Genomic DNA, 16,148 nt, shown 5'->3' with positions numbered 1-16,148 from the left:
AAATGTTCGAAAAATATTCGGTTGTGACCGGCGGATGCCTGCGAGATGTCTGTCAGACGCCTGTCAGAGGCCTGGCAGGCGACCGCCGAACGGTCGGCCGACGACCAACTGGCGTCTGTCCGACGATCGACTTGGGACGCTAAATTCACGCCTTCGATGACCCGCTGATCGCATCGATCACAAAAAAAGCTCGAAATATCAGCCAGATCGTGCGACACACCGGCTCAATTGGCAGATGGCCTCACGCAAACCCCTCTACCGTGTGAGGCGTGAGCAGCAGCGGCCTCATCTACGCAGTCATTGTCGGGGCCTGGGCCGCCTACTTGGTGCCGATGTGGCTCCGTAGGCAGGACGAGCTGAACGAGGCTCGTCCGACGGAACGCTTCAGCACCGCCATCCGGCTTCTGTCCGGACGGGCGGGCATGGAGCGCCGGTACGCCAAGGACCTGCGGGCGCGCTCCGCCGACGAGGGGGAGCACAGCGCCGGAGACCCGGAGGGTGCCACCGACTCGGTGGACGTCCGGGCCTTCGCCGCACCCACGACCCGCCCCAAGGCAAAAGTCCAGGTACAGGCACAGGCGCACCAGGAGCAGTCACCGGCGCAGGCGCACGAACAGCCGAGGGCGCCGAAGCGGGAGCAGCACGCACAGGCGTCGGCTCCGGCGTCGGCTCCGGCGAGGGAACGGAAGCGTGAGCGCGTACCGGCGGCTCGTCGGAGCGCGGGCACCTCGGCGGAAGCCGCCGCGCGCGCCCGGCGCTCGAAGGTCCTCGCGCGCCGTCGGCGTACGACGGTGATGCTGTTCATCGCCTTCACGCTCGGCGCGATCGTCGCGGCGGTCGGCGGACTCGCCCTTCTCTGGGCCCCCGCCGTCCCGGCGGTCATGCTGAGCGGATACATCGCCTATCTGCGTACGCAGGAACGGCGCCGTTTCACCTACCAGATGGACCGGCGCCAGGCCGAACTCGCCGCGCAGCGACTGCGTGAGCGCCAGCCCCGGCGGCGGCCGTCCACCGACCCCGGCGCCGAGGAGCAGGACGAGCACCCGGAGCCGGAGACGGACCCCGGGCTGTCCGCGCTCGCCGCCGACAGGCGTGCGCTCGTCGAGCAGACCGACCACGCGGAGTGGGTCGACCAGCAGCGCGAACGCCAGCGCCGCCCCGGCCACGGCGACAGCTGGGACCCGGTCCCGGTACCGCTGCCGACGTACGTGACCGCCCCGGTCGCCCCCCGCGCCACCTCCGACGTGGACCTCGGCGCCCCGGACGCCTGGAGCGCGGCGCGGTCCAGCACGGTGGGCCGCGAGTCGGAGGCGTCGGCGGACGAGCAGATGCCGGCGGAGGACGCGGCGGAGACGGACGAGGACCTGTCGTCGGAGTCCGACGCGGAGCTGGGCCCCGAGGACGCGGACGGTCGCACCGACGCGCGCCGCGCGGCATCCGCCCGCAGGGCCCGGGAGCGCGGCCGTACGCCCCTGTTCGACCAGTACGAGGACGGCGAGCGGCCCAGGGCAGCCAACGAGTAGCGAGCGCCGCTCGGCCGTTCCCGGCTGTTCCGGGTCGCCCTCGGCAGCACTCCGGGCAGGTGGGAGAGCGTGCGTCGGCCCCGACTGACCAGCGCGGAACGGATTTCCGAGCACCCGGATCGGGATGCTAGAGTTTCACTCGTTGCAAGGGCCTGTGGCGCAGTCTGGTAGCGCACCTCGTTCGCATCGAGGGGGTCTGGGGTTCAAATCCCCACAGGTCCACCGCAGGGCCGTTCGTGGGTTCGCCTACGAACTGTTCACGAGATCCCGATCCGACGGTCATCGTCGGATCGGGATCTCGTCGTTTGGGCCTCTACTTGTGTGAAAGTCGGCCTGGCGGGCCGCCGGGAAGCACGGCGAACCGCGTCAGAACGGACCGGGGATAGAGATGCGGGCATGCCGCAGGGACCGCAGGCGTGGAGTCAGACTCCTGCAGTCTCGCGACGTGTCGATCTTCAATTACGGGGTGTCCGCCCGGTCAGGGGCTGCGGCTCAACACCCGGGGGCGGGGCGTGATTGGCTCCTCAGCCGTCGGGTAGGGCGGAAGGACATCGCTCGGCTCAAGGTCGAGGCCGGTGACGGGACTCATCTTGCTGGCGACCAGGTACTGCTCAAGTTCCTTGATGTTGTGCACCATGACGGTGATGGCGGACAGGAGAGTCTGCGCGACGCGGCCTCGCGGCTGACGTCTCTCACGGGCATGCAAGGCGGAGTCGACAGATTTCAGGCGCCCGTTGCCGCCCTCGATGTGTGCGCGCAGCGTCTGGTAAGCCAAGGCCCAGGAAGGTGTCTGCCAGGGCAGTTCCTGTCGCGTACGGGGCATGACGTGTGCCTGCACAGTGACAGAGGACTGGCGACAGCACTTAGGGCGGTCCTCGATGGGAAGGTCGGGGGGTGCCACGGTGGGCCGGTTGGCGGGGTGCGCAGTGCGCTCCCTATGGGCGTCGAGATTGATGACGACCGGTACGGGCTCCTTCTTCTTCGGCGTGCCGTTGCCCTCACGCTCTTGTGCCCAAGGGCAATTGAGCTTGGTGATGGGGCAGGCGAACCGCTCGGTGCCGCGGTCGTCGAGGGTGTCCTTGCGAGTGAGCGTGTACGGCTCGATCTCCTGAAGCTGCTCTCGCAGCGGTACGCGCTCACGCTCGTTCTTGGCGCTGCGAATCTGCCAGTAGAGGTCGAGCAACCGGCGCGGGGTGAGGGGACAGAACAGTCGACCTACTTTGGCGATGGCGCCCTGGTGGTAGCGCTCCGCCTCATCGGCGACCTGGATCTTGGTGAAGTCGAGCACGGGCATGTAGCCGAGGGCACGCATCGGCTGGTGGAAGTTCTTGGGAAAGAGCTTTGTGTAGGCACGGTCGGCCGCCGTGAAGCCGCGGAGTTCGGTGAGCTGGGCCAGGACAGCGCTGACGTACTGTGCATGGCGACCCATGTCCTTCTCGGGCGTGTGCAGCACCATGCCGAGGATGAGCTGGGGGTAGCGGCCGGCGCGGTCCGGGTCGGCATGGGCCGCGATGGCGAGGGTGGCGCTGTAGCCGAACTCTCGGTCACCGCCGCCCTTGTAATGCCAGTTGGCGCTCGCCTCCAGCGCGGACCGCTTGCGTGTGTGGGGCCGGGCCCAAGTCGGCACGCAGGTGGTGTCAATCGCTGTGTCGCCACGCCAGTGGCGCATCAGGCCTTTGGCAAAGGCGGTGCGCACCGGTGCGGTGACCAGCCGGTTGGCGAGCTCTTCCAGATGGCGGAGGGCCGGCTGTCCGCGATCGCCGTTCCAGCGGGCAGCTACTCTCCGTCCTGCCGCTCTGGGGAGCCGGCTGCGCCGCTGGTGCGGCGCCGCGTCCAGCAGACGGTTCATGCGTGTCCATGCACGGTGGAAGCGGTTGTACAACGCGTTGACCGCGTCCTGATCCTCGATGTCGCAGGTGGGGATGGAGAGTTCGACGCGCAGCTGCTCACTGGTGCCGAACGTGATGACCTCGAAGGCGTCGTCGAGATTGCTGCTGGTTCTCTCGTAGCTTGCGCAGACCAGACCGAGCAGAACGAGACGGATGGGGTAGCCGGGCGGGCCCGGCAGCCCTGCAAACTGTGCCTCGACCATGTCCACGACGCCGCTCTGTTCGAGAGTGCGACGAAGCTTCTTGACCTTGCTGTCAGATATTTCGGACGGCTCGTGTGAACGCGGGTAGGGGCGGCGGGGACGGCCATTGCCGGGTTGATAGCGGGGGTCGTCGGCGGGAGTTCTCATGCCGAGCCACGCAGCATGCGGGTGGCGGCTGCGGTGGTGAGCGGGGGGACCGACGCGCGGTAGGGGGCCAGCGCGGCCGTCGACTTCATGCCCGCCGCCGCAGCGATGACATCCTCCGGGACGCGCTGGCGCAGCAGCTCGACAATCCAGGTGCTGCGCAGCCGGGCCAGCTTCAGATCGGGAAGTCCGGAAGCGCCCTTAAGAGTGCGCTTCGCCCAGTTGGACACACCGTTCTTCGGGTCGGTGACCTGGCGTTGGGGCAGGAACAGGTACCCGTCGCCGACAGTGCGAGCCCGCGCGGCGAGGTCTTCTTCCCACATCGCCCGGCAGACCACCAGCCGCTCGCTGCCTGGCACTGCTACGACCACCGCCTCGGACGGCAACACGGTGATGTCGGCGCCGCGGGTAGCCAGCACTTCTCGGTGTGTCAGCCCGCAGCCTGCACCGAGGGCCAGCAGAGCCAGGGCACTGCCGCCGAGGGCGGATGTAGAGGGCAGACCGCGGGCCCACATCAGGTAGCGGGCGAGTTCCGGCGGGGTGTACGGGGCGGCGCGCTGCCGCTTGGCGCTCATCCGAGGCGTGGGTTGCTGCCCGTACTCCAGCCACAGCAGCGCCTCACGGATACGAAGCAGGATGCTCCGGTACGTCTGGATGGAACTGCCTTCGAGTTTCGTCCGCGCGAGCAGGTAACGCGTCATCACCTCTGGTGCCAGCCAGGCCAGCGGGTCGCGGGCAATGCCGACGCGCTCCGCGTACACAGCGAGACCGGAGAGCGCGAGCATCAGCTTCGGCACCGGGTACGGGACGGAATCGCAGGTCGCAGCCGCCACCATGCGAACCCCATCGGCGACCAGGGGCCATTCCGATGGTTCCTCCGACGGCTGGTAGCCGAGGATCGCGCCGCTCATGTCCGTCTCCAAAGGAACACACCACGAGTGGTGGCTACACAAACGGCCACCTGTTTCGTGAGTGTGCACTTCGACTGTCAGGAGCGCATGCGCATGACCGGAGGGCGAGGCCGCAGTGTGCCGCCGCGGGAGCTGGCTCGGGACCCGGAGAACTGGCCCGAGGCGACGTTCGTTGACCACCCCCAGGCTAGGGTGGTGCAGGCCGTCGCACAGGCTCTGACCAGGCAGATGACCATCCAGGGACTGGGGCTGCGGCGGGTAGCAACTCTCAGCGGCGTCAACCGCCAGGCCATCGCTAATCTTCTCGCCGGCAGTAGCTGGCCGGATGTGGCGACGCTGAGCCGTCTGGAGGACGGGCTCGGTGTTGGTCTCTACCCGGGCACCAATGATCCGGGATCGATGCATTGCTGAACCTCCGGAACCCGCACGGTATCTGCGCAGGCAGGATGGATTGGGCTCAGCAGGCCACAGGTAGCCCAGCGGTGGGCTACCCTCAAAAACGGCATGCAGAAGCCCCTAACCGGACTCACATGCTCGGTGCCGCCGAGACTGATCCCTTGGCGGCACCACCAATTCACCCTCGTCCACGCCGTGCTGATCCTTCACGACAGTGGACGTGCTGCTAAGCGGCCCTTCCTATTGCTTCACCTCCGTGCCGGCGTACAGGCCTCGTCCAACCTGCTGCAGGTATCCCTTGGTCACCAGGCGGTTAAGCCTGTGACGCATCCGTTCTATTTCTGTTCGCGGTGCGCCCTTGTCGACCAGAGGGATGACGACGTCCTTGGGGCTCATTGGTCGATCTGCCGAGGCCACCAGCGTGACGATCTTCCGGTTCAGCTCCGTAAGTGGGCCAGAGGGCGTCGAAGGCTGCTGCTTGCCGAGGCTCGACTCTTCATGCAGCCTGGTGGTTTCTGAAGCGTCATCCATGGAGGGCCGCGGAGAAGTCCCGCTGCCGTTCTCGGGAGGACGCCCGCTCTCAGTAGCGTGCTCCGCGGGTACCTCTTCGAGGAGCTGGGCTGCAGTACGCCGCGTGATCGCCAGTGCGGCCAACCGCTCCTCCACCTCGGCGATCTCCGCGCGCAGACGGCTGGCCAGCTCCCGAGCGGCGCGTTCCTCCGCGTCGAGACGCTGAAAGAGCATCTCACTCATGGACTGACTCCACATCAGAAGCTGTTCTGTTAGGCCAGTTGCGCGCAAGCTTTTCCGCACCTTGCAAGCAACCCTCACTCTAGAGCCAGCGCATGGCCTTGCGCGGGGCCTTGCAAGATTTGGCCCTGCGCAAGAGGCACTTCCCCAGAAAGTCGCATCCGAAGAGCTTGCAGACCTGGCCCGCCGTGGTGACGGCGAGGTTTGCGTGGGCAGACTGGAAGTTGCCGTGCGGCGGATGGTTCGCTCACCCTGTTGTCGTAAGTGGCTTTCAACAGAGGGCGATTGGCCCGTCCGGCGGGCAGGGTTCTGGTTGGAGGCGTGTTGTGGGCAACCGGGGGCAAGGCCAGTTTGCGTGGATGCCGCGCAGCGCGCCCGCAGCCAGCGAGCCGCGCTTGCGGTGGTGGCCCAGCCCTACTCCGATGCCGTTCAGTTACGGATCCCGGCACAGCAAGCCCGGCGGACACCCGAGCGCGCTCGCGTACAGTGCCAGCTGCTCGTCCGCTACCGCCTGCCGACTGGCCTCGTCCCTGCACGCATACCCCTGGGGAATCGGGGTGGGTGTAGTTCTCCCGTAGTGAGATCGTCGTGGTGGGTTGTTGCTGCCGCGGATGGTTTGCCGGTTCGTCGTGTCCAGGGTTCGGGGCTGGGAGGCGGCGATGGTGTCGTGGCTGGAGGAGCTGGAGCGGCGGGAGGCTGTTGTACGGGATCGGATTGCTGAACCGCGCGGGCAGATCGAGGAGTTGACGGTCCTTCTGGTCGAGCAAGAAGGGGCGGTGTCCCGGTTGAAGATCACACGGGAGACGATGAGCGAGATCCTGTCCGCAGACGGGTCGGTGACCGGTCCCGAGACCGACGATCGCGGTGCGGCGGAGCCGGCGAAAGGGCCGGTGGCGGGGGTGAGGTCGCCGGTGGGGGTGCGGCTGGTGTCGGCCTGGTCGGTGGAGTTGGACGCGAGGGTGTTGCCGTCCTCGTACCGGGCCGCGGTCGAGGTGCGTGCGGTAGATCAGCCGGGACCGGTGGCCGGGCCTGGTGCAGATCAGTGCCGCCATGGAGACGCATTTGGTGCCCGCAGCGGTGACTCGCACGATGGACGTGTGGCCGCGGCGGCCCCCGGGTGCGGCCTTTGGGCGGCCTCAGGCCCTGGCCGGCTTCGCCTTCGAAGCAGAGCCGGGCGCCCAGGTCCGCCGCCGTCTCTCTGTGACGGACCATTGCTCGCGGCCCCGCCAAGGGCCGGCGCAGGGTCTTCACCGAGACCGACTACGCCCGCCTGCTCAACGCGATCATCAACGGCCTCATCGCCAAGACCGGCCTCGACTTCGAACCGCCGTAACCTCAGCCATTGAAGATCTCTAGTGCGACACCCCTGGCCCTTTGAGTGCTTCATGTACCACGACCGATATCAGGGCTGATGCGTTCTCAGTCGGTGAGATGAGCTGATCGTCTGCGTATGCGCCGCCGTGGTCGGTTCGCCCGGTTCAGCAACGAGAGACGCGACCCCTGATGATCAAGGTTCTCGAAGCCTTTGATCACGAACAGGGGTCGCGTTCGCGTGCCATCCTCCCTGATCGGTGTCCTGGCGGCGCCACTGCGCGGACACCGATTCCACCTGCCCGGAACCGTCACAGCTCACCTGCCTGGCGGACGTGCTGGGCCGGATCCCCGATCCCCGGCGGGTCCGGGGCCGCCGCTACCGCCTGGGCTCCCTGCTTGCGCTGTGCATGGTCGCCGTCCTCGGCGGAGCCACGTCCCTGGCGGCCATTGCCCGCTTCGCCGCCGATACCGACTCCGACCTGCGCGGACAACTCGGACTGACGTCCAGCACGCCAAACGCCTCCACCCTGGGACGACTCCTGGCCCGCTTGGACGGCGATGCCCTGGACGACGCCGTGGGCGCCTGGCTCGCCCGGTACGCCGCCGACCCGGTCGACGAAGGCGGCGACACCCTGGTCGGTCTGGCCGTCGACGGCAAGACCGTGCGCGGATCCCGCACCGACGGCACCGCCGTCCACCTGCTCGCCGCCGCGCTCCACGCCTGCCAGACCGTGATCGCCCAGCGCCAGACCGCCGCGAAGAGCAACGAAATCCCCGCCTTCGCCCCGCTGCTGGACCAGATCGACCTGCAGGGCGTCGTCGTCACCGCCGACGCGATGCACACCCAGCGCGCCCACGCCGAACACGTCATCACCGCCGGCGGCCATTACCTCCTGGTGGTCAAGGGCAACCAGAAGAATCTGCGCAAGCAGCTGCGGCACCTGCCCTGGAAGCAGATCCCGCTGCAGGCCCGCACCACCGGGGCCGGACACGGCCGCCGCGAGGTCCGCCGTCCGAAGGTTTGCACCGTCGGTCCCGGCCTGCTCCTCCCGCACGCCGTCCAGGCCATGGAGATCAAGCGCCGCCGCACCCACCGCAAGACCGGCAAGGTCGAGACGAAGACCGTCTACGCGGTCACCAGCCTCCCGCCCGAACAGGCCAGCCCGGCGCAACTCGCCGAACTCGTCCAACATCACTGGTCAGTTGAGGCCCTGCACCACGTCAGAGACGTGACGTTCGGCGAGGACGCCTCGCGAGTACGCACCGGCACCGCACCCCGCGCCATGGCCACCCTGCGCACCTCGCCATCGGACTCATGCGCCAAGCAGGCTGGACCAACATCGCCGCCGCAGCCGATCACTACAGGTCACGACCTCAGCACGCGATCGTCATGCTCCGACTCACAGCTTGAGAACCCATCGCCCCTGTCACCTCAACTACTTTCTACCGGAGTTGAGTTGGGGTTGGACGGAGAGGCCGCCAGAAGCTGCTTCTGCTCGGCGTGCCCGTGGGCAAGTGCGGTGCGGGACGCAGAGCCGGAGGCAAGACGGTGCGTTTCGAGTGCGACATCAGGAGGTGTCGGCTGAATACCTGTTGTTGACATGCCCTTGATCGGCAAGGCTACAGTCCGTGAGTCATTGAGGATCTTGTGACTCTTATGCGGAAACGGGGATGTGCAGTGACTTTGCCTATGCGGGGTAGATCGAGACCGGTGTTTCCGGCCGCTGCCCGGATTGTCGTGGTACTCGCGACGTTTTTTGCGCTTCTCAGCGGTGGCGCCCTGTCGGCGGGTCCGGTGGCGGCAGCCGATGGCGACTCCAGCGACCAGGGCCGTCCGGCGGCCCAGATATCGAAGCCTCTCAAGCCTGTGAAGGCGATGACCCGCAAGCAGCGTGAGGCGCAGGTCAAGCGCGATGAGCAACTCTCGGTGATGCGCCCCGCTCTGCGGCACAGCAAGCCGATGCAACAGGCGCTGAGCGGGACGGCCGACGAGAGCCTTGACTCGGTTCAGACCGCTGCCGGCAAGCTTGAGCTTTCCGCTGCGGCGGCTCCGGCGGCAGCCGAGGCTGACCCGTCTTTCGAGGGGGCCCTCTGGGGCTCCACATACATCGTCAACGACGAGTCTCAGCTGGATCCCGCCGGAGTGGCCACGGCGCTGAAGGCGAATCCGCCGGTCAGCCCCAAGGTGTACCCGAACTACCGGCCTGGCCGGACGACATGGTACGTGGAGGCAAACTGGACGGAAGGTACGAACGTTCCGCCAGTCATGCTGCGTATGCAGCTGTACCGGGCGTCGGACAACCAACTGGTGGCCACCCGGCTGACAAGCAGGGACACCTTCTCGAGCGCGGAGACCACCAGCCTGTGTAGGCGCTGGAACGCGGACAACAGCGCACCCATGAACTGTGTCTGGTCCCTCCGGGACGGGCTGCTCGTCGGGAAGGTGGGCACGGTCTACTACGCGAAGCTCTCCTACGCGACGCAAATGACCAACCACTTCTACAAGGTTCCGGACCAGACGAAGCCGACCTACCGCGAGTATTACCTGCCGACCAAGTGGACGACGGCGGTTACTTCTCCCGGCGCCCCGGCAATCTATACGCCGGGAATCGGCGAGGGCCTGTCCGGCCAGTGCACCTGCTGGTTCCAGATGCTGATCGCCGACCCGGTGAACACAGCCACCGGCACCGTCACAGAAACCGTCACTGACGCGGTCATGTCCGGCAAAGGTCTTCCGCTGGCCCTTTCCCGTTCCTACTCGTCGGCCGCGACCGACACGGGCGGGCTGCTGGGCAAGGGATGGAAACTGCCGTTCGAGGCCAGCCTGACGGTGGCCGCCAGCACCGTCACCCTGACCGAACCGGACGGCGCCAAAGTCGAGTTCACCAAGCAGAGCGACGGTACCTTCACGGCGCCCAAGCCGGTGCGCTACGTGCTGGCCCAGACCAGTAGCGGCTTCACGGTGACCAGCACCGATCATGCGAGCCGTGTCTTCAATTCATCGGGCCGTTTGACCGGCTGGCTCGACGGCGCCGGACAGGGGCTGGCGTTCACCTACTCCGATACGAAGCTCACGAAGATCACGGATGCCGCCGGCCGGGAGACCACGGTCGATGTCGATGCGCCCACGGGACGGCTCAACTCCGTGACGCTGTCCAACGGGCGCAAGGTGACCTACGGCTACGAGGCCGGTCAGTTGGCGAGGGTTACCGGCACTGACGGCGGGGTCACCCAATACACGTACACCGGTGGGCGGCTGGCCACAGTCGTCGACCCCAGAGGCAACACCGTCACCCAGAACACCTACGACGAGACCACCGGGCGGATCCGCAGCCAGATCGATGCCAACGGAGGCAAGTTCAGCTTCACTTGGAAGGCTGCGACGGACGCTCCGGCAGGATCTGGTGAGTCGAATGTGACTGACCCGGCGGGAGGCATCTGGACGGACATCTACGAGGCCGGTGTCCTCATGCGCAGCTACCGTCCGGAGGGTGGAGGCACCGACCGTGCCTACGACCAGAACCTCAACGCCACGGCCGTGTACGACGCCAACTTCAACAAGATCACGCGGACGTTCGATGCCCGAGGCAATCTCGCCACCCAGGAGACGGGCGGGGTGACGGAGAAGTTCGTCTTCGATATCTCAGACCGGATCAAGTCCGTGACGAATGGCCGTGGTTACAGCACGTCGTTCGAGTACAACGGCAGCGGTGACCGAGTAAAGACCGCCACAGGCCCGGCAGGCACCACGTCTTACACCTACACACCCAATGGACAGATCGAGACAGAGACCGCGCCGCGCGGTGGTATTACCCGTTACACCTACACCAGCGCAGGTCTCGTTGAGTCGGTGACGGCGCCGGGCGGAGGGAAGACGAGCTACGCATACGACTCCGCCCAGCGCTTGAAGACCGAGACGGATCCCCGAGGAAACGTGGCAGGAGCCAACCCAGCCGCGTACACCACAAGCTACGACTACGACGTCCAAGGGCGCATGTCGAAGGTCACGGATCCGGAGCGCCGGACCACCTCGTACAGCTACGACGACAACGGCAACGTCAAGACCGTCACTGACGCGCTGGGGCAGATCACCTCGTACGAGTACAACAAGGCGAACCAGCCGACCAGGGTCACCGGTTCTGACGGCAAGTACTCCACGATGGAGTACGACGTCCGGGGCAACCAGACGGCTGCTGTGGATGAAACCGGCCGTCGGACAACCTTTGGCTATGACGGTGCCGGTCGCCGCTCCTCGATGACGACGCCGCGTGGCAATGTCGCCGGTGCCGATGCGGCGAAGTTCACCACCACGTACGGCTACGACGACAACGGAAGCCTCATCAAGTCCGTCGACCCGACGGGCGCCGTGACCAGCATTGAGTACGACGCCTTCGACCGGCCGATCAAGGTTACCGACCCGCTGAACCACATCACGCTGACCGGTTACGACGCCAACGGAAACGTCGCCCAGGTCACCGACCCGTTGAACAAGGTCACAAAGTACACCTACACGTCTGCCGATCTTCTTCAGACGGTGACCGACCCGTTGAGTAAGACCACCTCTTACGGGTACGACGCCGACGGCAACCGCACCTCGGAAACGTCCCCCATCGGACGCAAACAGACCTGGGCCTACAACACCGACGGTCTCCAGTCGGCGCAGACCGATCCCCGCGGCTACCTCACTGGCAACACGGCCTCGGACTACACCACCACATACGGCTACGACGCTGCGGGCAACCAGACCAGCGTCACCGACCCATACGGCCGCCGGCAGACCCGCGAATACGACAACCTCGGCCAACTGGCCGCCTCGCAAGACGCGAGCGGACGGCGCACGACTTACGCCTACGACTCGCTCGGACGTATCAAGACGGTCACTGCCCCGGACGGAGGCACCACTGCCTACACCTACGACACGTCCGGCAACGTGCGCACCCGGACCGACGACAACCAGCACACCACCACATACGGCTACGACTCCGCCCACCGTTTGACATCGGTCGTGGACCCGCTCAACCGCACCGTTACCCACCGCTACGACGCCGACGGCAATGTTGACCAGACGACGAATGCCCGCGGCACCGTCGCGACGAACACCTACGATGCCTTGAACCGGCTCACAGGAAGCACATACAGCGACTCGACCCCGGCGACATCCATCGCCTACGACCTGGCCGGCAATCGCCGTCAGGTCGTCGACGCCACGGGCACACGTACCTTCGCCTACGACGCCGTCGACAGGCTGAAGACCGTAACCCTGCCGACCAGCAAGACCTTCGCCTACGGCTACGACGACGCCGGACATCTGACCAGCCGGGCCAACCCGGACGGACAGCAGACCGCTTACACCTACGACTCCGACGGTGACCGCCTCACGGCCACCACCAACAGCCTCAAGACGACCTACGCCCACGCCTTCCCGGGCCTGCTGACTGGCGTCACCCTGCCCAATGGGTACACCGAAACCAGGACCTACGACCGTGCCCTGATGCTCACTGACGTCGTCAGCTCGAACAGCACCAAAACCTTGTCGTCCTGGCACGGGGTGCTCGACGGGGACGGCCGTCCGCAACGGGTCGACCAGGTGCGGAACAACACCGGCAGCACCGCGGCCAAGTCGGAGTACTACACCTACGACGAGGCCGGCCGGCTGAAGGGCGACTGCTCCTCCGCTACCAAGGCCGACACCTGCCCGTCCGGTTCACCGACCACGGCCTACACGTACGACAAGGTCGGCAACCGCCTGACACAGACAAGCCCCACCAGTGGGACGACCTACCACTACGACGCCGCGGACCAGCTCACCAAGGCGGTCACCGGCGCCACCACCACCAACTACGCCTATGACGCCGACGGCAATCAGACCACCGACGGAATCGACACCCTTGCCTACGACGCCATCAACCGTCTGAAGTCGAAGGGAACGACCGCCTACACGTACGACGTCGACGGCAACCGCGCAACCTCGGTCAAGAGCGGCACCACCACGTCGTACACCTGGGACATCAACAACGAACTCCCGCTGCTGGCAGGGGAAAGCACCGGTTCCGTCGTCCGGTCCTACGCCTACAACGAGCTCGGCCAGATCGAATCCACCAAACAGCCGCAGGGCGCCTTCTACTACCACCACGACCTGATCGGCACGGTCACCGACCTCACCAACTCCACCGGCAGGGAGATCGCCAACTACACCTTCGGACCGTTCGGCGAGAACGCCACGAACCTGAACATCGGCGCAGAGGACGCACCGCTCAACCGCTTCGGGTTCACGGGCGAGTACACCGACCAGACCATCCGGAACGACTTCGACGCGGTCGCCACCAGCATCAACCTGCGGGCCCGCAACTACGACCCGAACACGGGCCGCTTCACCAGCCGTGACCCCTACGTCCCGGACGCGAGCACGCCGTACACGCAGTCATACGCCTACGTGGAGAATGCACCGACCAGCCGCACCGACGCGAGCGGCATGTGCAGCGTCACCACGCAGATGAAGGACCTGTTCACAGGCAACTGGGGCTGGAACAACAATTGCGCCCAGGAGGACCGCGAGACCGCGACGCAGCCCCCAGCGGTTCAGTCGGCGAAGGCCCTTTCCGACAAGATCACCAGGGGAGCGATCGAAGCCTCAGGTCAGGCAAGCCTCGGCTTCCTCGACGGCTTCACGTTCGGTGCCTTCACCTCCCTCAGCGGCGCCCAGGTCACCTGCCCGCCGATGTACAACGCCGGTTTGTACGCGAGCATGGTGCCTTTCCCAGTAGGGGGAGGGAAACGCCTTGCTCTCGAAGGGGCTGAATACGCCACTGTCTCCGTCTGGACGAGGATTGCTGCGACGCAACCCGTGTACGCCAATACGATGCTGCCGCAGTCGTTCAACCTACTGACCGCAGGCGGCCGTCAGGTCTGGGTGCATCCGAACGCGACGAAGCACATCGCCGAAGAGATCATGTACAACGGGTTCTCGCGCAATATGAAGACCGAGGAGATGTTGACCGGTTTGGTCAGGGCGGTCGATGCGGCAACTGCGTACGGCATGCAGTACGGTCGGAGAGTCCTGAGCCACGGCTGGGAGTTGATCATCGTCCCAGCGAAAGGTGGGGTGGGCAATCCAGTGCTGAAGCACGCGCGAAGGCTGGGGTGACAGCGGATGCCGTTCGCAATTCTGGGAGTAGGACCGGGTCGGGATTACCACGTTGAGGTGGATGAATACGTCCCTCTGACCGTTCAGTGGGAGGGTTACTCGCGCCTCCAAGACGCCCCGCGATCCGTTGTGCTGGAGATTGGGGAGTCCCTGGTCGAGGTCAAGACGGACAGGAACAGCGGTGAGGTGGTGGAGGTCGTGCTGCTCGACCTCGTTCGGCCGGAGTGCGTCGAAGACGTACTCGATATTACCGAAACCAAGATCGATCCGGGTGTTCCATGCGTGTCGTTCGATGAATCCGACCTGGAAGGTTCCAACTGCGAAGTGCGACTGTACGCAGACGGTCTGCAGATTCGCTTCGCAGACGGGCGGGCGGCACGGAGATTCGGTGACACAAAAGCGATGTTCGGCTTCTCCGATCCGGGGCGCCTGGTCGAGTTCAAGGTCAGGCTTAAGCCTGACCTGATGGCTCGGTTGCGGTCGATGTGCCACCTGGTTAGGTAAGCGGAAGTGTGACTAAAGGCGCCTCCCCTGGTCATCAAACATGGGAGGCGCCTTTTCGTTATCGCCAGGCCGATGCCGCGGACGACGCCCGCCGCTGGGAGTCCAAATACGGCGGGGGAAACTGGAAGACCAAATCCGTCACCGACTGCCTCCACCACCGCGCGGGCCCGCTGTTGCAGCGGTCGTTCTCGGACGAGATCGGCCGCGAACTCTTCTCAGTGACTGCCGATTTGTCGAGGCGCGCCGGGTCAGGGGCGATGGGTTCTCAAGCTGTGAGTCGGAGCATGACGATCGCGTGCTGAGGTCGTGTGACCTGTAGTGATCGGCTGCGGCGGCGATGTTGGTCCAGCCTGCTTGGCGCATGAGTCCGATGGCGAGGTTGCGCAGGGTGGCCATGGCGCGGGGTGCGGTGCTGGTGCGTACTCGCGAGGCGTCCTCGCCGAACGTCACGTCTCTGACGTGGTGCAGGGCCTCAACTGACCAGTGATGTTGGACGAGTTCGGCGAGTTGCGCCGGGCTGGCCTGTTCGGGCGGGAGGCTGGTGACCGCGTAGACGGTCTTCGTCTCGACCTTGCCGGTCTTGCGGGTTCAGGCGAGCAGCTGCGTTAGCCTGATCGCGGGCGATGGCATCCAGCAACGACTGCTTCACGTACTCGTCTGGATCCTGCCCGGCGACCGCGGCAGCGTCCTGCACCCTTGCGTGCACCTCTTCGCTTACCTGCACGCTGAGCAGATGCATGCCGTCCTTGTCCGCGTACGCGGTCCACAAAGCGTCGATAGGCAGCAGGTTCTCCAGGGCCGCCCAGACGCCGCGCAGTGCGGCCTGCCGGTTTGCCGCGCAGATCACGGTCAATAGCCGGACCTGGTCCGCGGAAACCACGAGCGGCAGCCGGCTTTCGCGGCGAGCGGCTTTGAGCTCTTTCTTTACCGCTGGACGGACCAACGTGATTTCGATGGCGTGGAGGGACATGCCCACTCCTATTCGTGAGGGAATGATGCGGCGTGCTCTCCAGCGAGGGGTTCAGTCGCGGGCGGGAGGCCGTGGATCAGGCGTACTCAGCGGATTCATCGGCCGGAAGAGGCGCGAACCAGATGCGTAACAGCCCATGGCTGGTCTCAGTGAAGGGTGATGGGACCGTCCGGCAGCCACCCGTCGAGGTAGCCGTGGACAAGATCAGTGGTGCTGTCGACATGCGATTCCCGCAGGACATGGTCCAGGGTCGCGCGCGGCGTCCAGACGGCGGTTGGGCCGGGATGGTCCACAGCGACCGAGCTTGAGGATGGGGAAGACCCGGCGCGAGCGAGAAAGACACGCTCTTCTACTCGTACGAGCGATGGATCATCAGGAGGAGGGGCCCAGCGCCGCCCGA

General features: G+C 65.9%; 9 protein-coding genes, 1 tRNA gene and 1 pseudogene. 6 read left to right on the top strand and 5 right to left on the bottom strand.

What is annotated here, in order from left to right; all coding sequences use genetic code 11:
* Positions 1-269: 269 nt before the first annotated feature.
* A complete protein-coding gene (gene glpR, locus PV734_RS29105) occupies positions 270-1,523 on the top strand; it encodes a gephyrin-like molybdotransferase receptor GlpR (protein ID WP_319292653.1) in 1,254 nt (417 codons plus the stop codon).
* A gap of 148 nt (positions 1,524-1,671) precedes the next feature.
* Positions 1,672-1,745, top strand: a tRNA-Ala gene (locus PV734_RS29100).
* A 256-nt stretch (positions 1,746-2,001) separates the two neighbouring features.
* Here the strand turns inward: PV734_RS29100 and PV734_RS29095 are convergent.
* Both PV734_RS29095 and PV734_RS29090 read right to left on the bottom strand, forming a co-directional pair.
* Positions 2,002-3,621, bottom strand: coding sequence for a hypothetical protein (locus PV734_RS29095; RefSeq protein WP_319292651.1), 1,620 nt, complete (start codon positions 3,619-3,621; stop codon positions 2,002-2,004).
* 137 nt (positions 3,622-3,758) lie between these two features.
* Positions 3,759-4,670, bottom strand: a complete 912-nt coding sequence (locus PV734_RS29090; protein ID WP_319292649.1) for a hypothetical protein — start codon at positions 4,668-4,670, stop codon at positions 3,759-3,761.
* A gap of 87 nt (positions 4,671-4,757) precedes the next feature.
* Between PV734_RS29090 and PV734_RS29085 the strand changes: the two genes are divergently transcribed.
* Positions 4,758-5,081 carry a helix-turn-helix transcriptional regulator gene (locus tag PV734_RS29085; RefSeq protein ID WP_319292647.1) on the top strand — a complete coding sequence of 108 codons (324 nt, stop codon included), beginning with the start codon at positions 4,758-4,760 and terminating at the stop codon, positions 5,079-5,081.
* A 225-nt stretch (positions 5,082-5,306) separates the two neighbouring features.
* Here PV734_RS29085 and PV734_RS29080 read toward each other — a convergent pair whose 3' ends face one another.
* Positions 5,307-5,819 (bottom strand): hypothetical protein, encoded by a 513-nt coding sequence (locus PV734_RS29080; RefSeq protein WP_319292645.1) that lies wholly within the window; start codon positions 5,817-5,819, stop codon positions 5,307-5,309.
* Between the two features lie 1,568 nt (positions 5,820-7,387).
* On the opposite strand from PV734_RS29080, the gene PV734_RS29075 reads away from it, so the two are divergent.
* The 3 genes from PV734_RS29075 (at position 7,388) to PV734_RS29065 (ending at position 14,778) form a co-directional block, all read left to right on the top strand.
* Positions 7,388-8,716, top strand: coding sequence for an ISAs1 family transposase (locus tag PV734_RS29075; protein WP_319292643.1), 1,329 nt, complete (start codon positions 7,388-7,390; stop codon positions 8,714-8,716).
* A 125-nt stretch (positions 8,717-8,841) separates the two neighbouring features.
* Positions 8,842-14,274 carry a DUF6531 domain-containing protein gene (locus PV734_RS29070; protein ID WP_319292641.1) on the top strand — a complete coding sequence of 1,811 codons (5,433 nt, stop codon included), beginning with the start codon at positions 8,842-8,844 and terminating at the stop codon, positions 14,272-14,274.
* Between the two features lie 6 nt (positions 14,275-14,280).
* A complete protein-coding gene (locus PV734_RS29065; RefSeq protein ID WP_319292639.1) occupies positions 14,281-14,778 on the top strand; it encodes a hypothetical protein in 498 nt (165 codons plus the stop codon).
* Positions 14,779-14,916: 138 nt separating this feature from the next.
* Here PV734_RS29065 and PV734_RS45910 read toward each other — a convergent pair.
* Positions 14,917-15,285 (bottom strand): annotated as a pseudogene (locus PV734_RS45910) (hypothetical protein); the annotation flags it as partial.
* Positions 15,251-15,748, bottom strand: a complete 498-nt coding sequence (locus tag PV734_RS45905) for a hypothetical protein (protein WP_415924282.1) — start codon at positions 15,746-15,748, stop codon at positions 15,251-15,253. The pseudogene PV734_RS45910 and the gene PV734_RS45905, both read right to left, overlap by 35 nt.
* Positions 15,749-16,148: the final 400 nt, after the last annotated feature.

This window comes from Streptomyces sp. AK08-02 (assembly GCF_033795085.1).
In the GTDB taxonomy this organism is placed as follows: Bacteria; Actinomycetota; Actinomycetes; order Streptomycetales; family Streptomycetaceae; genus Streptomyces; species Streptomyces echiniscabiei.
The sequence above is the reverse complement of the archived record's forward strand: the minus strand, read 5'-3'. Positions and strand labels throughout refer to the sequence as shown.

What these genes read in the sequence shown, in the direction of transcription:
- PV734_RS29085 (WP_319292647.1), top strand. Translation starts at nt 4,758, where the DNA reads ATGCGCATGACCGGAGGGCGAGGCCGCAGTGTGCCGCCGCGGGAGCTG.
- PV734_RS29065 (WP_319292639.1), top strand. Translation starts at nt 14,281, where the DNA reads ATGCCGTTCGCAATTCTGGGAGTAGGACCGGGTCGGGATTACCACGTT.
- PV734_RS29090 (WP_319292649.1), bottom strand. Translation starts at nt 4,670, where the DNA reads ATGAGCGGCGCGATCCTCGGCTACCAGCCGTCGGAGGAACCATCGGAA.
- PV734_RS29080 (WP_319292645.1), bottom strand. Translation starts at nt 5,819, where the DNA reads ATGAGTGAGATGCTCTTTCAGCGTCTCGACGCGGAGGAACGCGCCGCT.
- PV734_RS45905 (WP_415924282.1), bottom strand. Translation starts at nt 15,748, where the DNA reads ATGTCCCTCCACGCCATCGAAATCACGTTGGTCCGTCCAGCGGTAAAG.